Source organism: Pseudomaricurvus hydrocarbonicus (genome assembly GCF_011602365.1).
Taxonomy (GTDB): domain Bacteria; phylum Pseudomonadota; class Gammaproteobacteria; order Pseudomonadales; family Cellvibrionaceae; genus Pseudomaricurvus; species Pseudomaricurvus hydrocarbonicus.
Window position 1 is genome coordinate 59,290 of record NZ_JAAONZ010000003.1, and the last position, 24,908, is coordinate 84,197.

General features: G+C 56.5%; 18 protein-coding genes. 8 read left to right on the forward strand and 10 right to left on the reverse strand.

Annotation, left to right across the window (positions count from 1 at the left end):
* Positions 1-8: 8 nt before the first annotated feature.
* The 4 genes from G8770_RS04875 to G8770_RS04890 all read left to right on the forward strand — a co-directional run bounded on the left by G8770_RS04875 (position 9) and on the right by G8770_RS04890 (position 4,400).
* Positions 9-812, forward strand: a complete 804-nt coding sequence (locus tag G8770_RS04875) for a TatD family hydrolase (protein WP_167182551.1) — start codon at positions 9-11, stop codon at positions 810-812.
* A gap of 28 nt (positions 813-840) precedes the next feature.
* A complete protein-coding gene (locus tag G8770_RS04880) occupies positions 841-2,517 on the forward strand; it encodes an aminotransferase class V-fold PLP-dependent enzyme (RefSeq protein WP_167182554.1) in 1,677 nt (558 codons plus the stop codon).
* 297 nt (positions 2,518-2,814) lie between these two features.
* Positions 2,815-3,879, forward strand: a complete 1,065-nt coding sequence (locus G8770_RS04885) for a GGDEF domain-containing protein (RefSeq protein ID WP_167182557.1) — start codon at positions 2,815-2,817, stop codon at positions 3,877-3,879.
* A 176-nt stretch (positions 3,880-4,055) separates the two neighbouring features.
* A complete protein-coding gene (locus G8770_RS04890; RefSeq protein ID WP_167182560.1) occupies positions 4,056-4,400 on the forward strand; it encodes a nuclear transport factor 2 family protein in 345 nt (114 codons plus the stop codon).
* 31 nt (positions 4,401-4,431) lie between these two features.
* Here G8770_RS04890 and tcdA read toward each other — a convergent pair whose 3' ends face one another.
* A complete protein-coding gene (tcdA, locus tag G8770_RS04895; RefSeq protein ID WP_167182563.1) occupies positions 4,432-5,316 on the reverse strand; it encodes a tRNA cyclic N6-threonylcarbamoyladenosine(37) synthase TcdA in 885 nt (294 codons plus the stop codon).
* Positions 5,317-5,639: 323 nt separating this feature from the next.
* Between tcdA and G8770_RS04900 the strand changes: the two genes are divergently transcribed.
* Positions 5,640-6,881, forward strand: a complete 1,242-nt coding sequence (locus G8770_RS04900) for a hypothetical protein (RefSeq protein WP_167182566.1) — start codon at positions 5,640-5,642, stop codon at positions 6,879-6,881.
* A gap of 114 nt (positions 6,882-6,995) precedes the next feature.
* On the opposite strand, the gene G8770_RS04905 is transcribed toward G8770_RS04900, so the two are convergent.
* From G8770_RS04905 to G8770_RS04915, 3 genes are all read right to left on the reverse strand, one after another.
* Positions 6,996-7,580 (reverse strand): HD domain-containing protein, encoded by a 585-nt coding sequence (locus G8770_RS04905; protein ID WP_167182568.1) that lies wholly within the window; start codon positions 7,578-7,580, stop codon positions 6,996-6,998.
* A gap of 200 nt (positions 7,581-7,780) precedes the next feature.
* Complete coding sequence (locus tag G8770_RS04910; RefSeq protein WP_167182571.1) at positions 7,781-8,011, reverse strand: hypothetical protein; 231 nt, start codon at positions 8,009-8,011, stop codon at positions 7,781-7,783.
* A gap of 334 nt (positions 8,012-8,345) precedes the next feature.
* Complete coding sequence (locus G8770_RS04915; protein ID WP_167182574.1) at positions 8,346-8,717, reverse strand: glutathione S-transferase N-terminal domain-containing protein; 372 nt, start codon at positions 8,715-8,717, stop codon at positions 8,346-8,348.
* Positions 8,718-8,859: 142 nt separating this feature from the next.
* On the opposite strand from G8770_RS04915, the gene G8770_RS04920 reads away from it, so the two are divergent.
* Complete coding sequence (locus tag G8770_RS04920; protein WP_167182577.1) at positions 8,860-9,138, forward strand: peptidylprolyl isomerase; 279 nt, start codon at positions 8,860-8,862, stop codon at positions 9,136-9,138.
* A gap of 7 nt (positions 9,139-9,145) precedes the next feature.
* Here G8770_RS04920 and G8770_RS04925 read toward each other — a convergent pair whose 3' ends face one another.
* From G8770_RS04925 to G8770_RS04940, 4 genes are all read right to left on the reverse strand, one after another.
* Positions 9,146-15,397 carry an alpha/beta fold hydrolase gene (locus G8770_RS04925; RefSeq protein ID WP_167182593.1) on the reverse strand — a complete coding sequence of 2,084 codons (6,252 nt, stop codon included), beginning with the start codon at positions 15,395-15,397 and terminating at the stop codon, positions 9,146-9,148.
* Positions 15,398-15,625: 228 nt separating this feature from the next.
* A complete protein-coding gene (locus G8770_RS04930; RefSeq protein WP_167182596.1) occupies positions 15,626-17,386 on the reverse strand; it encodes a hybrid sensor histidine kinase/response regulator in 1,761 nt (586 codons plus the stop codon).
* 453 nt (positions 17,387-17,839) lie between these two features.
* Positions 17,840-19,150 (reverse strand): methyltransferase, encoded by a 1,311-nt coding sequence (locus G8770_RS24070; RefSeq protein ID WP_167182599.1) that lies wholly within the window; start codon positions 19,148-19,150, stop codon positions 17,840-17,842.
* A 671-nt stretch (positions 19,151-19,821) separates the two neighbouring features.
* Positions 19,822-20,730 (reverse strand): LysR substrate-binding domain-containing protein, encoded by a 909-nt coding sequence (locus G8770_RS04940; protein WP_167182602.1) that lies wholly within the window; start codon positions 20,728-20,730, stop codon positions 19,822-19,824.
* A gap of 180 nt (positions 20,731-20,910) precedes the next feature.
* On the opposite strand from G8770_RS04940, the gene G8770_RS04945 reads away from it, so the two are divergent.
* Together G8770_RS04945 and G8770_RS04950 are read left to right on the forward strand one after the other, a co-directional pair.
* A complete protein-coding gene (locus G8770_RS04945; protein ID WP_167182605.1) occupies positions 20,911-21,501 on the forward strand; it encodes an FMN-dependent NADH-azoreductase in 591 nt (196 codons plus the stop codon).
* Between the two features lie 395 nt (positions 21,502-21,896).
* On the forward strand, positions 21,897-22,262 hold the full coding sequence (locus G8770_RS04950; protein ID WP_167182608.1) for a hypothetical protein: 366 nt from the start codon (positions 21,897-21,899) through the stop codon (positions 22,260-22,262).
* A 214-nt stretch (positions 22,263-22,476) separates the two neighbouring features.
* Here G8770_RS04950 and G8770_RS04955 read toward each other — a convergent pair whose 3' ends face one another.
* Both G8770_RS04955 and G8770_RS04960 read right to left on the reverse strand, forming a co-directional pair.
* The gene (locus tag G8770_RS04955) at positions 22,477-23,589 is read right to left on the reverse strand and encodes an alpha/beta fold hydrolase (RefSeq protein WP_167182611.1); all 1,113 of its coding nucleotides are present in this window, start codon (positions 23,587-23,589) and stop codon (positions 22,477-22,479) included.
* A gap of 12 nt (positions 23,590-23,601) precedes the next feature.
* The gene (locus G8770_RS04960) at positions 23,602-24,690 is read right to left on the reverse strand and encodes a DUF2817 domain-containing protein (protein ID WP_167182613.1); all 1,089 of its coding nucleotides are present in this window, start codon (positions 24,688-24,690) and stop codon (positions 23,602-23,604) included.
* Between the last annotated feature and the right edge of the window lie 218 nt (positions 24,691-24,908).

A 24,908-nucleotide genomic window follows, 5' to 3' on the forward strand; every position in this document is an offset into this window, starting at 1 on the left:
GTGCAGATTTGATCGATAGCCATTGCCATTTTGATTTTGAGGTCTTCGATGAGGAGCGTGCTGCGACACTGTCGCAGTGTGCAGAAATCGGCGTCGATGGCATCATCGTTCCTGGTACCCACCCCAAACAGTGGCCACCGATGCTGGAGTTGGTGGTCGCGGCATCGACATCTGCCTGTGGCTTGTGGGCTGGGATAGGGTGTCATCCCTGGTGGGTGGCAGATGCCGCCATGGAAGAGGAACAGGAGTCAAAACTCACCGAACATCGTTTCAAAGAGCGGTTGTCGCACCACCTCAATCATCCTCGAGTGGTGGCGGTCGGGGAGTGCGGTCTGGATGGCAGTCGCGAGCTCTCTGTGCACGAACAAACGCCAGTCTTTGAATGGCAGCTGCAGTTGGCGGATGAGTATCGCCTGCCATTAATAGTGCACGCCCACAAAGCCCATAACGACGTGTTGCGCTTGTTGAGCCGTTATAACCTTCCCGCCGGTGGCGTAATTCACGGGTTTTCGGGCAGTCTGGAGCTGGCACAGCAGTATTGGCGGCTGGGGTTTTATCTGGGGGTTGGTGGTACCATCACCTATGAGCGGGCGCAAAAAACCCGCCGCGCTCTGGCGCAGATGCCACTGGACAGTCTGTTGCTGGAAACCGACGCGCCGGACATGCCATTGAGTGGTTTTCAGGGGCAGCCCAACTCCCCCTTGCAACTGCCTCGTGTGGCTGAATGTCTGGCGGCGTTGAGGGCTGAGTCTCTAACCCAGGTACAGAACCAAACCCGACACAATACGTGTCGGTTATTTGCGTTACCCTGATTCATACAGCGATTGAACAATACTTTTTATGAGCTTTGACAGCGCCGCGTTTAAACAGCAGTTCCCTTTATTTTCGCACCCTGAAAATGCTCAGTTGGTGTATCTGGATAATGCCGCCACTACCCAGCGGCCACAGTGTGTGATTGATGCCATGAGTGACTTTTACAGTCGCTACAATGCCAACACTCACCGCTCCAGTCACCGCCTCGCCCGCGCCGCCACCAGCATGGTGGAACTGGTGCGTGGGCAGGCGGCGGATTTTCTGAATGCCCGCAGCCGTGACGAAATCATCTTTACCCGCGGTGCGACGGAAGGCCTCAACCTGCTGGCGCAGAGCCTTGGTAAAACCCTCAACCCGGGTGATCAGATTGTGCTGTCAGCGGCGGAACACCACGCCAATCTGGTGCCATGGCAAATGGTGGCGGAGCAGTATCAGCTGCAGCTGCGCTTTTTGCCGGATGTGTTGGGCGAGCCGCAACTGGGCCAGTTGCCGCACATGCTGTCGGATAAAACCCGAGTGGTGGCCCTGTCAGCAGCGTCCAATGCGCTGGGTTTTCGGGTGGCGGTGGAATGGGTGAAACCACTCTTGCCCGAGCACTGCCTGCTGGTGGTGGATGCCTCCCAGCGTCTGGCCCATGAAGAGCTGGATGTGCAGGCGCTGCAGTGTGATTTTCTGGTGGGGTCGGCACACAAGTTTTATGGCCCCACCGGTATCGGTTTGCTGTATGGGCGTGCCGAGAGTCTGCACGGCTTGCCACCCTGGCAGGGCGGCGGCGAAATGATTGCAAATGTCAGCCTGACGGGCAGTGACTACGCGCTGGCGCCACATCGGTTTGAAGCGGGCACGTCATCGCTGGCGGCGATTGCCGGGCTGGGGGCCTGCCTGACGTTTTTGCAATCGCAGGATCGCCAGGCCATGGCCACTTACGAATCCCATTTAACTCGTTATTTGCACAGTGAATTGACGCGGCTGACCGAAACCATGCCGCTTAAATTGCTCACCACTCATCGCAATAATGTCGGCATTGCGGCGCTGGTGTGTCGGCCGGAGAGTTCGCTGTCAGTGAGCGATATGGCTCACTGGTTGGATGAGCATGATATTGCTGTGCGCGTAGGGCACCATTGTGCCCAGCCCTTGATGGAGGGCCTGGGGCTGTCCGGCAGTTTGAGAATTTCCCTGGCCGCGTACAATGATCGTGCGGATGTGGATGCGTTGATTCAGGCTTTGGAAAAGCTGCCCTTTGACGCGGATGCTCTGGCAAGGCCGCCGAGCGCAGAGGGGGAGTGGGTCGGTGATGACCTGAGCAGCGTGTCCCTGTCCGATCTCGCCGATCAGCCCAGCTGGCAGAAACGCTATCGTCAATTGACCCGTTGGGCCAATCTGCTGCAGCCCAAACCGCAAATCCGCCAGACTGAAAACCGGGTTCACGGTTGCGAGACAGAAGTGTGGCTGGTGCATCAGCAGCGAGGCGAGCGACACTGTTTTGCTGTGGATACCGACTCCCGCGTCATTCAGGGGCTCTCCGTGCTGTTGCTGGTGTTGCTGGATAACAAAACCACCGAGCAGATCCTGGCTCTGGATGTGAATCAGGTGTTTATGGACCTGGGCCTGGAAAAGTATCTCAGCGAATCCCGCAGTAACGGCTTTCGGGCCCTGTTAGAGCAGATGCACGACCTGGTGCGGTCTTCCGTTCGCCCTGATTGAGGGGCCGTTTTTCCTGCTGGATAAGCCCCTCTCCCCCATTGGCAGGCCTGTTGGTCTGCTGTCACCTTTTTCCAAATGTGGAGAACTGTGTAAAAAAGCGTCTATACTTGCCTTGAGTCATTACAGATGTTGTTTTTATACGCTTTTTGACATAACGGAAAGCCGATCCCGGAACCCTGTATATAATTGTAGGGTGCATGAGGTTTATGACCATGCCGGGTGACATCAGAGGCTTTTTGAATGATTAACCTAGAGTCCGTTGGTATGCGTTCTTTTTGGGGTGTTTTTGTTCGGTGGATGACACCAGATCTGCAGGATAGAGAAGTGGATGAGGTGTCGAACAAAATCTATCTGATCAACCTGTTCGGCTGGGTGGGGGCTGGCATCACATTGGTGCTGGGGGTGAATGCAATATTCCATCAAAACCTGTTTTTAGCGGGATGCCTGTTACTGGTCTCCTTTGCTTATTTGATGGTGTATGTGTTGTTGAAAGTCTTCAACCCCGAAAACACTTACGTTTATTCTGCTTCTCTGATCTTGTCTGTGCTGTGCATTCTGATGGTGTACTTGGTCTACACCGGCGGGGTTGCCAATACCGGCCCGCTGTGGATCTATCTGCTGCCGCCGGTGGCGATGTTTTTTACCGGCATGAAGCGGGGGCTGGTGGTGGTCGGCGTATTTACCGTCGTTGTCTGGTTTATGCTGTTGTACCGGGATGGGGCACTGTTGAAGGCGTCGTATCCGGTTGAGTTCAAGTTGCGTCTGCTCTACTCCTTTTTGACCGTGGCGTTTCTGTCTGCAAGCTATGAGTTCTCCCGTCAGGTGGCTCTGCGACATTTTCAACGTCTCAATGACCAGTTTCAACGTCAGGCGCAAAAAGATTTTTTAACCGATTTGTTGAACCGCCGCGGCATGATGGAAGCGATTGAGCGTGAATACCACCGCTCTCGCCGTTTCGATCACGACATGTCGCTGGTGTTGTGTGACGTCGATTATTTTAAGCGGGTGAATGATCAATACGGGCATGAAGCAGGTGATTATGTGCTGAAAAGACTGGCGTCAGTGTTGTTGGAAGAGTTGCGGGGCCAGGATCAGGTCTCCCGCTGGGGCGGCGAGGAGTTCATGATTTTGTTGCCGGAAACCGATGCCAGCAATGCCGAGTATCTGGCTGAGCGGTTAAGGTTGAGAGTGCAGCAAACGATTTTTGAATACAATGGGCAGCGCATTCCGGTCAGTATCAGTTTAGGGGTGTGCAAAGCGGATACCAATGAAAGCGTTGCGGATGTGATTAGAGAAGCCGATAAACATCTTTATATGGCAAAAGACAGCGGTAGAAACAAAGTGGTCACCAAACGACGTTAAGAGCCGAGGTGTTTTAAAAATATTTTCCAGCAAATATTATTAAACACAGGAACTTTGAACGCGCCTGCCGTGTTGGATTGATGTTGTAACAGGGTTTTGTAATGACCTTAGCATGAACACCTTTAGCGTTGCCGTGCGAGGTGTTTGCCGGGGCGCAGCCGAAAGGATGGGACAATATGACAACAGCGTTCACCAGTGAGCATCGCAAGGCCGTGGTTGAAGACTATTTTCAGTGCCTGCTGCACGGAAACATATCCGCGCTGCCCGTCACCAGTGATTATGTGACACAGAGTCCGATGTCCGGCAGGCTCAGTGGCAAGGCGGCCCTGGATTACCTCGAAGAGATCGGTCGCGAGATGAGCGACATTCGCATCGTTCGATGCATTGCGGAAGGCGATACCCTGGCGGTGCAGTACGATGAAATCAGTGAGGATCTGGTGCTGCCGGTGTGTGCTTTCATTGACTTTCGCGGTGATAAAATCTGTTCTACCCAGGTTTTCTTTGACAGTGCGGCGCTGTAATCGCCGGACGTGCCTTATGGCTCGCAGACCTTTACGCCGGTTCTGGCGGTTGCGACTTTCTTGCCTGCTTGTGTAAAAAACGCTCCAGTGCCCGCGACACAGCGACAAACCCAAACGTGGCAGTGACCATCGTGGCGGCGCCAAAGCCGCCGCTGCAATCGAGTTTGGTGCCGGCTTGCAGGCCGGATTTTGCCTGGCAGGTGCCGCCGTCTTCTGCGGGGTAGGTCATTTGTTCGGTGGAATACACGGCCTCAATGGAAAATACCCGTTTCGGGTTGCGGGAAAAGTTATGCCAGCGGCGCAGGGTGTTGCGGGTTTTCGCCAACAGTGGGTCGTTGGTGGTGCGACTGAGATCGCCGCTGATGATTTGGCGGGGGTCCAGTTTGCCTCCGGCAGAGCCGACGGTCAGAATGATTTTTTTGTGGCGTTTGCAGTAATTGATCAGGGCCGCCTTTACATAGGCGGCGTCAATGGCGTCAATAACCACAGATGCATCGCGGGGGATCAGCTCATCCAGATTGTCGGTTTCTAAAAATTCGTCAACCGCATTGACCTTGATGTCGGGGTTGATGTCTTTCAGGCGCTCCGCCATGACGGCGATCTTTTGCTGGCCGACCGTGCTGTTCAGGGCGTGGATCTGACGATTGGTGTTGGTGATGCAGATGTCGTCCATATCAATCAGGGTGATTTCACCGATGCCGGAGCGCGCCAGGCCTTCGGCTATCCAGGTGCCCACACCGCCAATACCGACCACCACAAAGTGGCTGCCGTGGAATGCGGTCAATGCAGCGTTGCCGTACAGACGGGCTATACCGCCAAAACGCTGACGGTAACCTTCAGACAGCCCCTCTGCAGAGGGGCTGTCTGCGGCGGCCAGAGGGGCAGAAGGGGCTTGGTTGGGCTCAGGGTGGTTCATAGCGAATTTCAGGGTCGGTCTCTGTGGCGATGGCCATTGGTATCGGTTGCGCGCGAATTTTATCAAAGTCGCTGCAAAACCCCTAATACCTGTAACGGTAAGGGCTGCAATGACGTTGACCCCCCGCGTTTCACGCTGAGCATGGTCGCGGGCTCCGTTGAACCAAGGTGATGACTTTGTGGTCATAGTAGGAATTCGCCTTCTGGATCGGCATGTTTGAACGGATTTTCTTGTTTTTCAGTGGTCTGGCGATATCATTGTGACCCAACAAGCAGTGAATGTTTGAAACCGCTGGCAGATGAATATCAGGAAAACAGAAGCACATGACGAACCACCGCAATAATCCCGCGCCCTTGTTTAATCGTATCCGGGATGTTTTTAAACACGGCTTTACCATCGATTGGGTGACGGCCAGCTTTATCTCCATTACCCACGTTATTTGCCTGATCGCCACGCCGATTGCCTACGTGTACGCCCCCGAAGGTTTTTGGAAAATCATGTTGGCCTGGACTCTGATTCACGCGTTTGTTGGTTGTATCTCTACCACGGTCTACTCCCATCGACTGGTATCGCACGGTGCGGCTAAATACGTCAGTTGGCCGGTACATATTGTGTTTGGGTTTATTGGCCAGGTGATGGCGATTCAGGGCAGTGTGCGTCGCTGGGCGGCGATGCACGTGATCCATCACGGTGTTGATCGCAGTGGCCATCATCAACTGGACCCTTACAGCGCCACCTGGTTTAACAGTGGCTGGCGCAATTTTCTCTGGTCTCACGTGTTGACCTACTTCTTTCACCACCCGAATACGGTGGCACAGGAAAAGGCTTTTCAGGCCAAAAACGCCACCCCCCTGGTGTGGCAGGATAAGCTGTACCTCCCGTTACTGGTGGTTTTGAACTTTCTGTTGCCGCTGATTCTCGGTTACGTCCTGACCGATTCGGTGGTGGGCGCGCTCTGCCTGATGGTCGCTTCCATTGGCGGTTTTATTCTGGCGCAACACAATACCTGGACCGTCAACAGCGTGACCCATATGTGTGGGTTTACCAAGGGGGCCTTCAGCTCGGCCAAGAACAACTATGTGTGGATGGGGCCCATGGGGGAGGGGAATCACCATGCGGACCACCACGACTTTGCCCGCGATTACCGCAATGGCTTTGGCTGGAGTGGTTGGCTGCTGGACCCGACCCGTTATGTGATCTTGATGCTGCGGGGATTGGGCCTGGTAAAAGGCTTGCAGCGGGCGACCAAGCGCCAGGAAGCCGAAATTATTGCCCGGCGTGAATTGTACAATGCCCAGGTCAGAACTCAGCCCACCCGCTGGGAGACCTGGGAAGCCAAGCTGGAAGCGCGCAAGGCCGAGTGGTTGGAAGCGACGCACCAGTGGGAGGCGTTCAAGGCTCAGCGTATGACCCTCAAACGTATGTCCCTGCCCAAGTTTGAGTTGCAGCAGAAGCTGGATGCGCTGAAGCTGGAGATGGAGGTCGCCCGACGGGCCATGCGGGCGCGCAAACAAGCGTTTTTTGATGCCATCTACGAAATGCGGGTGATGCAGTACGCGAGCTAGACCGGTGAGAGGTGCAGTGGCACCGAACGGATAAAAAAGAGCGGCCGGTGCCGCTCTTTTGGGTTTTGAGGCTGTCGTCAGTCTGCCCTGTGTGGGTAACCTGCGACGGGTGAATCAAGCGGCATCTTCGGCGCTGTTGTAGATCGATTTGCGGACCTTGCTAAACACCTTTTCCACCATCGGCACAAAGTATGCCAGCGGTTCGCTGGCATACTCGGGATCAAAGCTGTTTTGATCGTAGCGGTGACAGAAATCCACACAGGCCTGAAAATACGGCTCATCTTTAAACTGGTCGCGCAGGTTGCGGTCCAGGCCGAGAAAGTCAAAGAAATAATAACCCTGAAAGATGCCGTGGTGCTTGACGATCCAGTGGTTCTCTTCGGACACATAGGGCTCCAGTAATACGGCGGCGACGTCGGCGTGATTGGCGGGCCCCAGGGTGTCGCCAATGTCGTGCAACAGGGCGCAGACAACGTATTCATCATCGCGGCCATCGCGGTGGGCGCGGGTGGCGGTTTGCAGGCAGTGCTCGAGGCGATCGATCGGAAAGCCTCCGTAGTCGCCGCGTAAAATTTCCAGGTGCGTCAGGATCCGCTGCGGCAGTTGTCTGGAAAACCCCTCCAGGTGCTCGGCAATAATTTGCCAGTCTTCGGCAGTGCCTTCTGTCATGGCTGTGAATTTGGCTTGTTTCTCGGTCATTCTCAGTCTTCCTGTCACGTTGAAGGTTGATCTCTGTCACTGAGTCTATTGCAGGTTGCTGGTTTTCAACAGTCGCAGACGTGACCGTTTTGGGGTGTTGTTCGGCGGGACATAGAGGGCAGGTCGACCCCGCCGGCCTTTAAAGCACTGCGGCTTAACAGGCGGCGGTCATCTCAAGGGCAGGACACGGAGCTCAGGCTCTAATGCTCAACGATGTGTATTTCCTTGAAGCCGATGTCATGGGCGGCTTCTGAGGCGGCGTCCAGGGAGGTAAAATGACAGGCGTCGCCGGTGGTGGTGGTCAGGTGCAGGGTTCTGCCCCAGAGGTCGTGACAGTCAATGTGCCAGCTGCCGTCTTTATTGTCCGCGACGGCCATGACGTCGGTGATGCGGCCGATTTCATAGAGGGTGCGCATGTGTGACAGGTCCATAGTTCTCTCCTAAGCCCGAATAGGTTGTCAGATTGCTGTTTATTATGAGTGCGTTTTAAGTATAGAAAGGATTTCTGAATGTACAGCAAGCAATTTAGGCGAAAATGACCAGAAACAGACGACACCCCAGGGTACCCTCTCTTGCTGCGCAATTCACCGTGCAGGGAGGTGACAATAGAACAATAGGCAGGTGACAGGTGACAGGTGACAGTTTACAGGAGATAGGAATCCCCCAATGTGCCTGCGCAATTCACCTTGCAGGGGGCAGCTGACAGGGGGCTCCGCTCAGGCCTGAGCGGCCGGGAGCGGAAGTGGGTAGCCGGATCGGGGTGCTTCAGGCGAAGCGTTGTTCCAGGTAGCTGATGATGTCGCTGGATTCGTACATCCAGCGGACGTTACCCGCTTCTTCAATGCGTAGGCAGGGTACTTTCACGGCGCCGCCTTCGGTTGCCAGTTCCTGGCGGAAAGGGCTGCCAGGCTTGGCATTGCGGGTATCAATGGGCAGGTTCAGGCGGTGGATGGCGCGTCGGGTCTTGACGCAAAACGGGCAGGCGTAAAATTGATAGAGCGACAGGCCCTGGGTTGCCTGAGCGACCTGAGCCTGTGCCTCCGGACTGCGCTTCAGTTTGCGGGGGCGGGTGATCCAGTCGATCAGGATAATCAGTCGGCCAAGGCCTTCGCGGATCAGTGTGACAAGCAACTTCATGGGATTCCTCTAATCTTTACGCCAGAGCTGTCTGGATTCAACGAAACGGCGCGCAGTATAATGCAAACCCGAGTGTGACGCAGTCCTTGTCTGGCGAAAGGACTGTGAAGCCGACGCCATTAATTCTTGAGGTTTAGCCGTTATGCCCATTGCCTGTGCCCGACATATTTTGGTGAAGTCCAAAGCCGAGGCCGAAAAGCTGAAGCAACAATTGGCACAGGGGGCGGATTTTGGCCAGTTGGCCAAAAAGCACTCACAGTGCAATTCGGCCAGGCAGGGCGGTAACCTGGGCGAGTTTCGCCCCGGCCAGATGGTCAAGGCGTTTGACAACGTGGTGTTTAAAAAGCCGGTGTTGACAGTCCATGGCCCCATTAAAACCCAGTTTGGTTTCCACCTGATTGAGACGATCTATCGGGATTGACCCGGGGTTAAGAGGTGCTCAGGCTCTGCTCCCTGACCATCTCCCAGCGCTGTCGCAATCGGTTTTCGCCGCTCGCCGCTTCGGTCGTGGACGCCTCGTCGGCGCGGTCCGGTACCCGGTCAAACTCACACTGCAGTACCCAGCGTTGATTTTCCTGTGCCACGGTCAGCAGCGCAAAGCCATCACCGGGGTAGAAGCGTGTCTTCACCTCGCACTGAAGGTCACTGTCACCGGGGACCTGGAAGGATTCGTGGCCGGCAAACAGGTCCGGTGTGGAATTCACAAAGGTAAACGGTGAGTAGAGCCCCGAGCTGTGGATTGAGTGCACGCGCGTGCGGGTATTGTGGCCGGCGTGGGTCAGGTCAATGTCGACGGTGCTCGACAGGTGCTCGTCTCCGGACAGGAACACCAGATTGGTGAGGTTGTGTTCGGCAATGAAATGCAGCAAGTCGTGCAGCGTGCTGGGGTACCCGTCCCAGGCATCTGAGTGAATGCTGCCCGGGTGAGCGCCTGAAGCGGTTGTGCCGGCGGTTGACCGCAAGCGTCTGGGCAACAGCATGGAAGGGGACAGGATAAACCGTGGCCGTCCATCGCCGGGTGCGTTTAACAGCCAGTCTTTCAGTGCGCGCAATTGCTCATCGGACATCAGCTGGGCGCTATTCAGGTCGGCGATGGCCTTTTCAGGGCGCTCATTGTCCCGTGCAGAAATCTTTCGGCCTTGCCGCTCGGTGCGGCTGTCGACCATGAAAAAATCCAGCCCTTGTTGGGTGAAGGTGTACCAGAGGGGCGTTTTCTCCAGGTCCTGGATGTTCGGTGTCTGGTGCAGATTGCGTTGAAAGTTGAGATACGCCCGTTTGCCATCCGCCAACAGCGCTTTTTCACCCAGCTCGCTTTCACTTTGATCCCAATCGTTTTTCAGCTCGTGGTCGTCCAGCATCATAAAGCTTGGCAGGCGGCGCAGGACAGACTTTACCGGTCGCTGATGCAGCCATTTGTGATAGGTGGCGGTAAAGCGATCGTAGCGGTCGATGGGGTCAAACAGTCCCGCACTGGCATCGGTGTAGACCTGATCGCCGGCCAGCACGATAAACTGGGGTTTGAGCTCTGTGCTCGTCCCAGAAGCTGTCACTTGCGACTGCGGGGTTTGAGCGGTCGCAGAAGCGCCGCAGGCATCGAGTCTCGCGCTCAAGCGCCGATAGGCGCGGTACGCCACTTTGCGGTCGAGCATGCCTGGCGCGTACTGGCACGCGGCCAGTACAAATTGCGTGGTCGGGGTCTGCTCGCCTAGTCCGGGTCCAGCGGGGGGGGACGGCAGTTCCACGATGGCATTTTCCAGCTCTGTCAGCGGCTGCTGCAGAACGTTGTTCAGAGCTCGGGCAAAGTTGTCGCTGAGCAAATGCTGTTGCAGGTAATCGGACAGCGCTCTGTGCTGGGGGTCACTGGCGATGCTCGGCAGGTCGATAATGTCGAGCAGGTTGTCTGGCAGCACCGCGTCGTAGAGCTGTCCATACAGGGCCTGGTTGGAGTCCAGGTCCAGGTCGTCGAGCAACAGTGACAGTATGCCGTCGGCCTGCTCAAAGGTGGGCGTCACCGGCAGCTCGGTTTTCAGCCAGCGATCCTGGTGCGGTGAGGCGAATTTCACACACAGGTTTTCGCGCATCAAGTTCAGGCTTAAGGTCGGACCGTGAACACTGCTGGCCAGGCGCAGGCCTTGCCGGTGGTATTTCACGGCAATAAACAAGACAAATTCCGGATTCATTTTCTGCGAGCTGAAGCCCAGGCTGACGGGCAGCGTGTTGCTCTCGCCGGCTTGGATGGCACCGATCACCGGGCCGGAGAAGGGCAGGTGTAGCTGATAGTGTTGGGCCTCTGGTTCGTGTGGGGCTGGGGCTGTCGATGGCGGCGGGCCCTGCTGTAAAAAGCGATGTATTTTGTCAAAGTTGGCGCGCACCCCTTTGCCGATGAGGGCATCCTGATGGCCAAAACCGGCGAGGACTTCAGTGCGGTAATCGCAACCGGCTTTGTGCATGGTCTCGGTCATGCGGCCCAGGGTCGAAATGTCGGCCAGGCCATTCTCATCGCCGTGGACACTCAGCGTGGGAAAGGTCCAAAATTGTTTCAGGCGCTCATGGGTGACGAATTCATTTTCACCGTGCTTGTTGGTCACGCGTTCGTGAATGGCAAAGCGGATGACTTGCGAGAGGGTCACCATGCTCAGCGGGCCAAACAGGTCGTCGATGCTGTCCAGAGTTTTGCGCGACAGGTTGGCGAGGCTGAAGGTGCGGCCATAGAGTCCGTCCATGCGATGACGGGTGCCCACGAAAGGTGTTTTGGCCCAGGGTAGCCCGGGGTTTTCCAGGTCAAATTCTCCATCGGGGTAGGGCAGGGCAGACAGTAAACGGTCGAGCAGTTGCTCGGCGGTACCGGGTGCGTCTGAGCGTTTAAAGGCATAAAACACAAACGGCATCAGCTGTTGTACGTAGCTCAGCCCGTAAGCGCGGAAAATATTTTCCGGACTGAAGACCACTCGCGGCCCCACCTGTGATAGCACGGCCTTGCCAATGCGTTGCGGCAGCAGTTGGCGTTCGCGAAAGAACGGCGCGTCGTTTTCCGGCGGTGCCAGTACCGCCATGCTGAACATGGCCGAGCCCATGCAGTGTGCCACCACATCCACTTTTTCCTGTTGGGTTGTCTGGCAGATGTGATCAATGGCAACCGGTATGTCGGCGAAGGCAACGTCTTCAAACGACCAGGGCAACATGGCGGTGGGCATACCACTGCTGGTGCGCAGATCAACGACCCAGACATCGCGGCCTTTCATCCACAGGTAGTGTGTCAGGTTCGGGTCGATGGAGGGATGAGTGTAGGTGTTGCCGCTGGCACTGTAGCCATGAATCAACAGCACCGGTGGCGCGCTGCTGTGGGGTTGGGGGTAGCGCGTCAAGCGCACCTTGACGGGCAGTTCGACGGCCAGTCCGGTGTCGTGCTGGCCGACCGGCAGTTCAATAATGTCTGGCTGGGCGATGCCTCGGATGCGGCCGGGCAGGCGCGTGGGGGTACCGGGTCGCTGGGTGTCGGGCTTGCGGAAACTCCACAGGTGAATGTTGATCAGCACCCGGGCAAAGTAGGCCATGAACGCCGCCATGTCCGCCAGGGCCGTGACTTGATCCTGCTGTTCTGTAATGCGGATCAGGGGTTTGTTGTAATGGGACAAAAAGCGGGAATCGAAGCGCAGATAGGGCGTTCTTTTTTTCGGTTGCCGGCGCCGGGGTTGCAGTCCGGGGAAGACATGGATGTACATGTCTTCAAACTGGCGCATGGGGTTCGCCGCGCGGGTGTAACTGATGGTTTTGCAGCCCTGAATGTTGACCCTGCTGGCCTGTTTATCAAACCCGGCCAGAGCGTCTGGCCAGCCCTGTGCCGGCCGCTCGACGCTGAGTTGATAGTCAAACAGGCGCACCTCGCCGCCGTGAGATGCGAGCGCCTTGATTTCGTGATATTTGCCGTTGGCGGTCTTTTTCAGGTTCTTCAGCGCCCGGCTGGCGGCGCGCAGCGGGTTGCGGGTATTGGCCGCTGCCGGTTTGATTTTCACGGGCAGGCGTTTTTGCCTTAACCATTCTTCCAGCGCTTGCCAGGCGTCGCGCAGCCCGCGGTTTCTGAGCCAGGGCCACAGGGTTCTCCGGATGCGTTGTGGGGCGCTGGAAGCTTGCCGTCCCATGATTTCCAGGGTGCCTTGTACGGGCGCCACAAACAGTGCGTGTTGAGTGAAGCGTTCGTCGCTGGCACCTTCGCGGATCAGGGTCTGCCACTGCCGGCGTTCAAAAATGCGCAGCTGGCTGACGGGCTCGTCGGGCTCGAGGGCGTTATTGACTCTGAGTGTGCGGTCGGTGCCGTGGACAAAGTCGAGCACCGGTTTGGGGGTGAAGCGCAGGGTAATGTCCACCATGCAATCGAGAGGTTGTGCGTGGTGGTCGGTGAGTGTCACGCGCCCGCTGATGCGCTCCGTAATTTCGACGGTTGTGGCTTTGGTCGGGGGGACAAACGACTTATCCGCAAACCGCGGGCGCGTGAAGGGCGGGGAAAGTGGCTCTGGTGAGTCTATCGCGGTTTTCGGTGCTGCCTTTGATGCTCGGATTGCGGGCTGCTGAGGATGGTCGGAGGACGGGGCGGCGTGGTGTGAGCGCTGGGCTGCAGCCTGTTGAGCAAGGTTGTCAGCGCCCTGCTCCGCCGTTCGGTCCGGCGCGGCTGTGACAAACCCCCAGTGGCGGCCAAGTTCACGCAAGGCGCGCAGGGATATCGCGGCAATGGTCAGCGCCGGATTAGCGCCTAACGCGCAGGGAATCATGGCGCCGTCGAGAACCACAAGGTTGTCGTACACCGCCCCCGGCTGGCTGAGATTGGCGGGGTTAAACACCCGGCCGAATTGATCCACTACTCCGCAGTCGGCGCTGTCGGCCATGCCGCAGCCACCGAGCGGATGCACGGTCAGTTGCGGTCCCTTGCCACCCCCCAATAAGTGCGCCATTGACTCTGGCAAAGGTCGCCAGGCGGGATTGCCCTGCGCCCGGCCGCCGATGGCCGACTTTTCGACCAGTGACTCCAGAACCTGGACTTGCTCGACGAACAGCGGGTTGTCCGGCAGCCCGGACCAGCGTACCCGGATGCTGCCGTCACCGCTCATGTCCCGGGCGCCCTCGGATACCTGGTGGTTGATATTGTCTGAAGAACCTGTGCGGCTCGGCGGTTGGTCGGTGACCAGCTCCAGTGACCCCTGGCTGCCGTCGTCTCCCATGATGGCGTAGATGGCGGTACGATCGATTTTTTGGGCGTCCACATTGTAAGGGTCGTTCTCCGGCTGACCTTGCTGATGGGGCGAGGTATCCGTCGTCATCAGTGAGGCCAGGCTATCGGTGGTGGTGACCAGCTCTTCATACAGGCGCCGCAGGGCTCCGGGAACTGCCATTTCTTCAATCAGCAACGATTGCGGCGTGTCCCTCAGATCGATCACCCCGGTGATGGTGGGTCCGATATGACGGTTGCCCGGCTGATCATTTTCGTTGGCGATGGCGTGCACGGGGTTGTGCTGATGGAACACCGTGGCCAGCATGTCGCCGTTAGACGAAAAGCTTTGTCCCAGTCGCCGGGACAGCGGAAATTGTGCCGACTGTGAGCGCAGCAGAATTTCGGTTGAGCCTAAACTGCCCGCGGCCAAAATCACTTTGGCGGCGGTGAGTTTGAGCGGCTTGCCCTGTTGTTTGCGCAACTTGGCTTTGGTGTGTGCCACCAGCAGAGTCCAGCCTGCCGGACTGTGATTTTGTGGCAGTGCTTGCGGGTTAGGTTCGCAAGGCAACAGCTTGAGCACCGTTGCCCCGGTATACAGTTCTACCCCTTGCTGCCAGGCCTGAACCAGCAAGTTGGTGTCCAGAGAATCCTTGGCATTGTGGTTGCAGCCGGTGGCGCAATCGCCGCACAGGTTACAGGCGTTCAGTTGAACCCCGCCGCTGTTGATTTTATCTTCCATCGCCACGGTGATGGCGGCGTCATAACTTGAAGTCGGGCACGTTGAGCAACCGCTGGGGGAGGTTTTTTTTCCGTGCGTGGTTCGGTCCGTGGCGAGCAGGTGCAATTGACGGTGCTTGGCGAGCGGCTGTTGCTGGTGGGCCTGGTGGCGGGCGATGGTGTTGTCGCCGCTATCATCACTAGCCCCAAGCAAACGTTTGGCTTGCGGGTAATACCGGGCGAACAGTTCCTGTTCGGGGTGGTTCCTGAGTGCTGTTGGCCAGCGGTCATTGAAAACCTCAGGTTTGGGCTCAATCATCACCCCCGCATTAATCAGGGAGCCACCGCCCAGACCGTTGGCCAACACCGTATTGAGGTGAGGGCTGATGCGGATGTCGAACAGCCCGTCGCGATTGCCGGAAGGGGTGGCTTTATCGGGGGTGCTGAAGCGAACGTGTTCCGGCAGATCTGCCATGCGTGAAGGAAACATGCCGGCTAAATACTCATTGCCCCGCTCCAGGACACAGATTTTTAAGGGCCGGTTTGGTTTTGCCTGCTGTTGCCGTGCCTGCTGGAGGTCGTTGGCGGTTTGCCGCAATCCCGCCAGTTGCGACGCGGCAATGGCGCCGCCATAGCCACTGCCGACGATGACGATGTCGAAGTGAAACGGGTCATCCTGAGCGGACGGGCTTGCGGTTTTTATTTTGGAGACAAGTGTCTCAAATCCTTGCGATATCCAGTCACTGGCACGGCGTTGCATGCGATAATCATCCCTAACTAATGTGATGGTGTTTTATGGCGACAGCGTTACCCTACGCGCTGTCTTGTCGTTGTGAAACATGGCAACACAATCCCGCTGCGTTGTGAGTCTCCAGATGTTTTGTCGGACATGCTCTGAGCAACGTCCACGTCATTCGGTTCCGGTTGAGCCCGCTATTGCACCCGGCCGTTTAAAGCCACAGCTTGTGTTAACGGCAGACAAACTCGATTAACGCGGTTCCAGCAGCGCCTCAAGCTCGCAGGCTTCCGCAATGGCGGCTTCCAGGTCATCCACCAGAACCGGCTTGTGCAAGAGTGGAATGCTGGCATCCTCGGCTTCCCTTAAACGTTCCGGGGCGGTATCGCCGCTGATGAGAATGGCCGGTATGTTTCGATAGAGCTCGCGAATCGTACGAATGGTCAAAATGCCGTTATCCTCGCCACGCAAGCGGAAGTCGGCCAGCACAATGTCCGGACGTTCGGCTTTGGCCTGACTCAAGGCATCGAGTGTGCCTTCGGCAAGCAAGACCTTGCAGCCCATGCTTTCCAGTAGGGCTTTCATTCCCAGGCCCACTTCATGTTCATCGTCGATCACGAGGGCACACAGGCTATCCCAGGAGAGGTTGTTGACGGTGGGTCGCTGGGTTTGCGGCATGACACTGGAAGCGGGCAGGCACATGGTGAAAACGGTACCGGAACCAATCATTGAATCCATGGACAGGTCCAGCTCGAGCAGGTCGGCGAGGCGTTTCACAATGGCCAGTCCTAAACCCAGGCCTTTGGTGTGGTCGCGCTCGGGGTTGTGGAGTTGATAAAACTCCTCAAACACGTGGTCCTGCTCTTCAAGCGGTATGCCGCGGCCGGAATCTTTGATGGTCAATACCACCTTGTTGTACTTGTGTTCAACGCACAATTCAATGCGGCCCCGCTCGGTGTACTTGATGGCGTTGGCCAGCAGGTTGCGGACAATACGTTCCAGCAAGATTTCATCGGTGTTGACGAAAGCATCGGCGGCACAGTCGAGCCAGACTTTGAGTCCTTTGTTAATGGCGGCGGGCATAAACTCGTCCTGCAGACGCTCGACCATTAAGCGCAGATTAAAAGGCGCCTTGGTGGCCTGAACGATGCCGGCGTCCAATTTGGAAATATCGAGTAAGGAGTCCAGTCGCGACGCGAGGGACTGTAATGCGATGTCCATGTGACCCGCGATCTCACGGCTCTGCTCATCCAGTGGGCGCTTGGTCAGGGCACCGCCAAACAGCGACAGCGCATGAATCGGCTGGCGCAGATCGTGGCTGGCGGAGGCGAGGAAACGGGTTTTGGCCCGACTGGCGCTCTCAGCTTCCTGCAAGGCCCCCTTCAGCTTTTCGTTCATGTCGGTCTGACGTTGCCGTATCGCAAAGGATTCTTCAAACAGGCCGTAGGTGTCGCGGGATAAAACGACCATGATGGCCGATGACCAAAACACCATGACGGCCACGGCAAAGCCGATAAAGTTACTGCTGTCGTCGAGGGTATAAAATGTCCACAGACCCACCGTCGGCAACAAGGTCGGGATTAAATACGCCAGGGATATGGGCAAAAAGCCGGCGGTGGTCACCACGCTGATGGAGCCAATGCCGGTGAGAATCATGGTTTGTACCGCACGTTCCAGATCTGTGAGGTAAGGAAACGCCACCAGCGAGAGCCCGTGGACGATACCATTGACGATGCTCAGTGAAATCGCAGCGCGCATGCGCACACTTTCAGGGTACTGCGTGAGTGTGGGGAGCTTGATTAGAATGGCGGAGCGCCCAAACAGTACGAAGGCGCACAGGCAAAGCCATCCCCCCCAGATCCAGGGCGACATGTGGGAGGATGCAAAAAAAGCAATGACCCCAAGCGAAGCCAGTGTCGGCACTGGCCCCATCCAGCCTTGGCGGGCGAGCAGCTTGAGTAACTCGGACTCAATGCTCGCGGAAGGGGATAGTGTATGTTTCAAGGCAGCCATTGCTCTACGTCCATGTTGTCGCGTTTGTTGTGGGGTCTCACCCATGAGATCCGTGGCCAAATTGTCAGCTCCGGGGTTCCGGAACCACCGGTAAAAAGATAAACGCCTAGTGTTCAACCTTTCGGCTGAAATTGCAATGGGCGTTACCCGATCCAAATAGGTTCTGATCACATTTCGGCTCGGGATCTGACCGTGTCCTGACGATCGATGGTCACTGGCGATTACCGGTCTGGTCGCATCGGGGCGGGCGTGTCATAAAAATGCTTTCTATGCTAATCAGCGTCGGCACGGTGTCGTGATTTTTTTGCAGCAACTCATTCATCGTTGTAACTGGTTGAAATCTGTACGTTTTTCTTGAGGCGACGGCTGGCGTGAGTCACAGGGAGTTATCCACACTTTGTTAGACCAGTGATCCAAGTTATCTGTGGGTATAACCACCGAGGACTCCGCCGGTTATCGTTTCACACTTCGCAGGACGACAAACTTTCGATTGGACGCAACGGTCTGACAGTGTCCGAACAGTCGCTTGAGCTTGAGATGGTAGTCCAGATGCCGATTGCCGATGACCCAAAACTCCCCGCCCCGTCGCAACACCCGGCGAGCATCGTTGAACATTTGCCAGGCGATGTGATCGCCCACCACAGACTGTTGGTGAAAAGGCGGGTTGTTCAGTATCAGGTCGGCGCTGCCATCGCTGCGGTGATGCAGGCTGTTGCCCACGGTAAACTGCAGATCACCACTGCCGGGCTGTGTGGGTTGGTCGGTCGCGGTGCATTCGGGTGTGGATAAGGGACACTCGGGTGTGGATAAAACCGTCTTCTGTGGGGGTAAATAGCCGCAGGCCTGCGCAGCCGCAACATTCAGGCGGGCGCTTTCGATGGCCATGAACGACTCATCCACAAAGTCAATGTTTGCTTCGGCGTTCACATGCTTGGCCGTGATGCCCAGTACGCCATTGCCGCAGCCCAGGTCAATAATGTCGACAGCGTTGCCGGCCAGCGCTGCGGGCAAGTGTTGCAAAAAGAAGCGGCTGCCAATGTCGAGGCTACTGCGGGAAAACACGTTGGCGTGGTTGAGGATCGCAAACGGAAATTCCTCGGTGGAAAACTCGCTGGGGTAAGGGGATTTGCCCTGCCAGTGCTGTGGTTGAGGCTGACAGAAAATCAGCCGTGCTTTCTTTTGGGCCAGGGACGTGGTGGTGGTGCCGAGGATCTTTTCAAACAGTGCCAGCGTACTGTTGTGAATGTTTTTGGTCATTGCCGCGCCCACAATGGTGGTGCCGGGGCCAATCACTTGCCGCAGGTGATAGAGCTGGTCTTCCAGCAGCGCCAGGGTTTTGGGGATTTTAATCACCACCAGATCCATCACACGGTCAGGCCATTGCAGGCTGGTCAGCGGCTGCCAGTGGCCGTCAACGGGTGGCTGTTCGCGCTCAGCCGGGGATAATTGATGAGTCAGGTGGGCGCTGTCATTGTGCAAACGGTTTTGCGAGCAGCCTTGCTGGGCGAGGTAGGAATCCGTTTGGGACCAGCGTGGCCACGGCGTTAAGGCGATGGATAGGGCCCCAAAGCTGTCGTTTAAGATCAGTGTGGCGGGGGGCTGGTGACGCTCTTTCTGCCAGTCAAACAGCCATTGCAGCAGATATTCGTCAGCGGCGTCCCAGGCGCGCAGCGGTTGCTGCTTGCCTTTCGGGGTGGCGGGCTTGGGGTAACGTTCCAGACGGAAGCTGCCAAAGGGCGTCTTGAGCTGTGTGTGACTGGGCATTGAATGATCCGTGTGTCGCGGTGAAAGGAGGCCGGCGGTTGGCGCCGCTATTATACGGCTCGCGGCGCACTTTGTCGGTTAAGGTCTTACCAATGTCGGTTAAGGTCTTACCAATGTCGGTTAAGGTCGTAAAAATGTCGATTTGGGTGATGAAAATGCCGGTGTAGCTGGCAAGTGCAGGGGGCAGCTGGCGCTGCAGCCATGATCATTCCCCGGGACCGCGCCCCTCCGGACCGCCCTGAGTCCGTGAGGTGAGGGGGATGCGCGCCATGGCGCTCAATATTTTACCTTATTTTTCAGTTGGTTACAGATTGCACAGTTTTCGCCAGCCCCCGACAACCGTGACTGCCAGGGGCTTATCCACAGCTTGTGCGCGGGCTTGCTCAGGATAACTGTGGGTTAATATCGGTTAGCGCCTGGGTTCCTTGATGTGGCCGGCACCGGTGGCTTGCTGTGGATTAAAAGCGCGCACGGTGGATGAACCGGGTGACTTCGCAGAGAGCTGTGGATTAAAGCCCTGCCTGTGGATTAAAAATACGGCTGTGGATCAAAACCCAGCTGTGGATTAAACCCCCCGCGGGGGTTGGCGTCTGAGGTTGGTGGGCTGTGAGTAAAGCCGATGCAACCCCGCGAAGAAAAACAGTGGCCAGGATTCCCGTGTGGGTAAAGGCTTAAGGTTGGGGCAGGGCCTGCTGCAGCAGATCGGTTAAGGCTTTTAAGGCTTTGCCTTTATGGCTGACTTTCCAGGCCAGAAAGGATTCGTTGGCGGGGTGGGGCTCCGGATAAAGCCGCAGTTCAACCAGTTTGCCGGCTTTCAACAGCGGGGCGATGCGACTGAGAGGCAGATGGCCAATGCCGATACCGCTGCAAATCGCGGCTTGTTTTTGATCCATGTTCTGAACATACAGTCGCTGTTTGCCATCTGCCAGTCCGGCTGTGCGGGCCACGTTGGTCGCGGTGGTGTCGTGTGTGATGACTCGGCGGGCGGTGTGGATAACTTGCTTGAGTGTCTCCGGGTCAGAGGCAGACGCGGCTAAGGGGTGCGTGTTGGCGACCACCGGAATCATGTCGTTCAGCCCCAGGGGGACGGTGCGAAACCCTTTTTGGGTGGGCGCCGGGCCTGGGGAGCCAATGATCAAGTCTGCCCGCCCGTGTTCCAGAGCGTCCCAGCCACCCCCCAGGACACATTCGGTGATGTCCAGTTCAATGCCGGGGTGACGCAGCAGAAACTCGTTGAGCTGCGCAAATAATTTGGGGTAATCCATGATGGATTCAATGGCGATGGCCAGCCGGGGCTCCCAGCCGGTAGCAAGTTCCTTGGTGCGGTCGGCGAGGATGGCGGTAGCATTGAGGATATCCCGGCCTTCGGTCAGCAGCAGTTCCCCTGCCGGGGTGAGCACGGAGCGCCGGCCCTGGCGTTGAAACAACGTAACCTCCAGCTGCTCCTCCAGCTTTTGTACGGTGTAAGACAGGGCTGACGTCGCTTTGTTGAGCTCCTCGGCGGCTTTGGCAAAGCTGCCGCGGCGCTCAATGGCATCCAGCACGTCCAGGGCTTCCAGGGTAATGGGGTTTCTGCTCATAATCCCTCAAATCGATTGTGTGGGTAACTGTTCAGTTTTTTTGAAGACTCCGGACAGTATACAAGGCTTTTTAGTCATCCCCCGTTTGTTAAGATGGCACCATCAAGCAGCCTTCTCCGCTTTGCGCATCCAGCGCTATGGGGGATACCTGTTATCGCATTGTACTATGGAGATACCTCAATGACCGTTCTGAAAATTGATACCAGCGCACGCCTAGAAGGCTCAAACAGCCGTGTTTTGTCAGATTACCTGGTGAGCCAGTTGGGGGATCAGGATCTGATTGTCCGGGATTTGGTGCGCGAGGCGTTGCCAGAGGTGAGCGCTGAAGATCTGATCGGTGTCCATGGATCGTCTGGCGAAGACCGCCACAGCCTGCAACAACACCTGGGACTTTCTGAACAGCTGATTGGGGAGCTTAACGCCGCCGACACCGTCGTTTTTGGCGTGAGTATGTACAACTTCACCGTACCGGCGGCCCTCAAGCGCTGGATTGATTATGTTTGCCGGGCGGGCGTTACCTTCAAATACGGAGCCAATGGCCCACAAGGTCTGACGGGTATCAAGCGGGCTTTTATTGTCACCGCCACCGGTGGCACTCCCGTGGGCAGTCCCGTTGACTTTGCCAGTGGCTACCTGGAGCACATTTGTAAATTCATTGGAGTGGAAACCGTGCATCACATTGACGCCAGTGGCTCCAAAGGCACGCCCGAAAAGGTGATTGAGTCCGCTAAAGCGCAAATTGATGCGTTGCTGCAGCTTGAAACCGCTTAGTGGTTCACTCACGGCAAGAGCGCCGATGCGCTCTTGCTGCGGGTTTCCGGCTTGCCTGAGCCGTCTTCCTGTTTGTCGCGTATGCCCGGTTTTATTACCGAGGCATCGCCAACCCCCCCCCCCCCCCTTCTGTTGATAAGTGAAGCCTATCAGTGCAGATAGGAGAATACTTGCATTGGGCGCTCTGTATTGGTGCGTAAAATAGCTATTAGAAATAAAAAAATAGTTATTTAATTTCAAAATATTGTTAAAAGTCATGGGAATCGTTATAAAAGCCCACTTTTTAATGGCCTTTGAGTGATTTGGGCATGTTATGTGCTGTAGAAGGATTCAGGTGAAGCAGTAAACACCTACTGATCCATCTACGTTCCTGTGAGACACAGGTAAGGACCCCCATGAACTTCAATAAACAGATGATCGATCTGGTCAGAGAAATACGGCGTCGTGCCCCGAGCACTGACAAGCCGGGCATTAAGCTGGCAAACCCTGATTTGCTAGTGGATTTGATGCCGATGTATGAGTCCTGCTCTGATACGGTTACCAAGGCGCTGATCAAAGAGCTCTTCGCTGTTGCAGGAGAGGATTGGTTGGACCGTTTAACCCGTGACGCCCCGAAGTCCCCGGAAACGGAGCGGGCCCCGGATAAAGTTTATGTGACCAAAGTCTATCGCGGCCAAACCCAATTGGTGGAGGTTCCGGCTAAAGGCCCGCAATCGCCCTCAACCCAACGTATTTATCGTGGTCAGATTGTGCAGTCTTAACAGCGCTGCGCCCGCCCTTCACCGGGCCAGTGAATGAACACAAGTTGTTGCAGCATTTTGAAGCAAGGATGTCAGCTTCAGTTCACGGAAGACGCTGCCGGTTCATGGCGCGCTGCTTATGGTGACTTCATGCCGCCTGTTCATCGATCAAGCCGTCCACTCACACAGGACACCATCTTCTATTCGCAACGTCGTCGCCTCCTCAATACCGGCGTCAGAACTTTTGAGTTTGCGCTGCGGAACCCGTCGCTGATGCGATTACCGGCCTTTTGACCACCCAGGATTGCAACTGAGACAAAATCCACTCGCTGTCATCCAGTGGGATATCGTGTCCCGCGCTTTTGTGAATGCGCAAATCCGCATGCCAGAACTTCGCCAACGACTCTGAACATTTTGGATTGACCACCCGGTCCTGGCGGGAAGCCAGGAGCAGCAACGGTTGGCACAAGGTTGGCGGCGTGAATCGGGAGGCGGCAAACATCTGCTTAAGGATTGTGCTTTTAGCGACGGGCTGCTGTTGTTGATAAATGCTCCAGCGCTTGGTCAGGTCCATGCGGCTGGGGTGGTGGTTGCTGGTGCGCTGCACAATCGTTCGCTCTCTGCGTTTCATCGACGTTAACAGTGTGCTGCACAGTAATCCCAACGTGCCCAGGTACATGCGTTCATAAATGGGGTTGAGACGACTGCTGGTGTTGATCATCACCCCGGCAGCCACCTCCCCGGGAAACCGGTGCATCCAGTCGGCCGTGATCATCCCCCCCATGGAAATTGAGAGCAGATGGATCGGCTGGGTGAGGCTACTGGCGTAGTGTTGACGCAACCAGTCGACAATCGCCCCGATGGTGGCCGGGCTGCTGAGTTGATGATGGGTGCCTGTTCCGGGCAAGTTCAAACAGGTGACACGATCTTGCGGAAATAACCGTTGCAGTTGTTCGGGAAAGGTTTCCCAGTGACGACCGTCACGGCTGAGGCCCCGCAGCAAGACCCAGTGGCGGGGCCGAGGTTCAGCGTCAACCTGACCCGGGGTTGCCGTGTTGCCGCAGGCCGGCTCGGTGTTTTTGACGCTGGCCGTATCGGGTGTCTCTTGAGGGACAGGCGCTTCTCTGGTTTTAGGGACAGGCACTTCTGTGGTTTTAGGGACAGTCACTTCTGTGGTTTTGAACGGCGCCTCTGAGGTCGCCAGAGAGGCGCGCGCGACGTCACCGGTGAATGCCGTCTTCTGACCTGAGTCTGCCGCGTGCGCAGGCCCTGACGTCGCTAAGGACGTTTCGCTTGGCGTGTTCGTGACCTGATCGTGAGCCTGCGTGTCTGTTTCCGTATCATTCATATTTGGGGGTTCTTAATCGGTTTTGCCGCTGTGCAGCGCGTGTTTTTGGTGGCCATACCAGTGTTGTATCGCTTGCTGGTAGAGCCTCTGTTGTTCGATGCCCGTCGGCAGCCATTGTTCCCAGGCCCGGGTGGCGCGAATCAAAAATTCCATCAACACAATGTGACGGAGCAGGACGCGCTGCAGTCGGTGTGGCATCACGGGGTTAAACAGACCGCTCATGGAGGTGAGTTGACGCGGGTTTTTTTTGATCCATCGCCAGGAACCCATTTCCATGGTCATGGGTAAGAAGATGGAGGGTGTCTCAAGCGATTCCAGGTAGAGGTAATCCCACAGGTCCCCATGTGCAGTATAGCTGTTGGATTGCGGTTCAAACTGATAGTCCAGGTGCGGATAAGTGTTGTTGAGCAGTTGTTTCAGGGCATAGGCTTCACCGAGATGCTCCATCGGCTTGCGACTGTAGGCATAGGGGAACCAGAGTCGGTCCTTAAAGCCAAAGCCGGAATGGCAATCCAGCACCAGACTGAAAGGCCGTTGAAAACATTCGCGACGGATGAGTTGAATTAACGCCTGCGACTCGGTTTCCATCGGGGTACCTTTTTTCCCCCGGTACCAGGGCAGGGCTGAGTGCAGCCGGTGCCCGCCGGCCAGCCAGGGCGGGCGAGACTCGGCATCGATGGGCGCGTTGCGCATTAAGTCGACGCCGTTGCCATTGCCGCGAGTGTTGCGAAGTAAACCTACAGGGTTGAGCGCCGGTACGAAAATCAAGGTCAGATGTTCCAGCCCACTGGACAGTGATTGATCCCATTTCAACCTTTGAATCAAGGTATTTAAAAAAGTCAGCACCACTTCGGTGCCGATACGCTCCAGTCCATGAACCCCGCCGGTGTAAATCAAACAGGGGGCCTGAGGGTTGCGACTGCCGAGCGTGATGCTGTGCACGGGCAAAAACTGATTTTCAAAGGGAACCTCTACCAGGCGGGTGACACGAAGAAGCTCGTGGCTCTGCGCTTCAAGGCGGCTGAGTTGTTGCAGAAAAGACCAATCGTTTATACCGCGACTCCTTGGGCGTGAGTGGGCTGAGGCGGAAGTTGACTTCAATATATCAAAATCAAGAGGCGGTAAGCAGAGCGTCTTGTTAAATTCACGAAGAGTTCACAAACATGGCGAGCCGACTCGAATGTTTAGGGATTAAGAAAGTTTCGTCATATCACCCTGGCGTCAGACCCTGTCAACGTTATAATTTTCATCGGGTATGGCCGCTGGTGCTCCCGGCAGGGGGCTGACGGATTCATCTTATGCATGAAAGCAGGCACAGA

Coding starts and splice junctions, on each gene's coding strand:
- G8770_RS04880 (WP_167182554.1), top strand. CDS start 841: ATGAGCTTTGACAGCGCCGCGTTTAAACAGCAGTTCCCTTTATTTTCG.
- G8770_RS04885 (WP_167182557.1), top strand. CDS start 2,815: ATGACACCAGATCTGCAGGATAGAGAAGTGGATGAGGTGTCGAACAAA.
- G8770_RS04890 (WP_167182560.1), top strand. CDS start 4,056: ATGACAACAGCGTTCACCAGTGAGCATCGCAAGGCCGTGGTTGAAGAC.
- tcdA (WP_167182563.1), bottom strand. CDS start 5,316: ATGAACCACCCTGAGCCCAACCAAGCCCCTTCTGCCCCTCTGGCCGCC.
- G8770_RS04900 (WP_167182566.1), top strand. CDS start 5,640: ATGACGAACCACCGCAATAATCCCGCGCCCTTGTTTAATCGTATCCGG.
- G8770_RS04905 (WP_167182568.1), bottom strand. CDS start 7,580: ATGACCGAGAAACAAGCCAAATTCACAGCCATGACAGAAGGCACTGCC.
- G8770_RS04910 (WP_167182571.1), bottom strand. CDS start 8,011: ATGGACCTGTCACACATGCGCACCCTCTATGAAATCGGCCGCATCACC.
- G8770_RS04915 (WP_167182574.1), bottom strand. CDS start 8,717: ATGAAGTTGCTTGTCACACTGATCCGCGAAGGCCTTGGCCGACTGATT.
- G8770_RS04920 (WP_167182577.1), top strand. CDS start 8,860: ATGCCCATTGCCTGTGCCCGACATATTTTGGTGAAGTCCAAAGCCGAG.
- G8770_RS04925 (WP_167182593.1), bottom strand. CDS start 15,397: ATGCAACGCCGTGCCAGTGACTGGATATCGCAAGGATTTGAGACACTT.
- G8770_RS04930 (WP_167182596.1), bottom strand. CDS start 17,386: ATGGCTGCCTTGAAACATACACTATCCCCTTCCGCGAGCATTGAGTCC.
- G8770_RS24070 (WP_167182599.1), bottom strand. CDS start 19,150: ATGCCCAGTCACACACAGCTCAAGACGCCCTTTGGCAGCTTCCGTCTG.
- G8770_RS04940 (WP_167182602.1), bottom strand. CDS start 20,730: ATGAGCAGAAACCCCATTACCCTGGAAGCCCTGGACGTGCTGGATGCC.
- G8770_RS04945 (WP_167182605.1), top strand. CDS start 20,911: ATGACCGTTCTGAAAATTGATACCAGCGCACGCCTAGAAGGCTCAAAC.
- G8770_RS04950 (WP_167182608.1), top strand. CDS start 21,897: ATGAACTTCAATAAACAGATGATCGATCTGGTCAGAGAAATACGGCGT.
- G8770_RS04955 (WP_167182611.1), bottom strand. CDS start 23,589: ATGAATGATACGGAAACAGACACGCAGGCTCACGATCAGGTCACGAAC.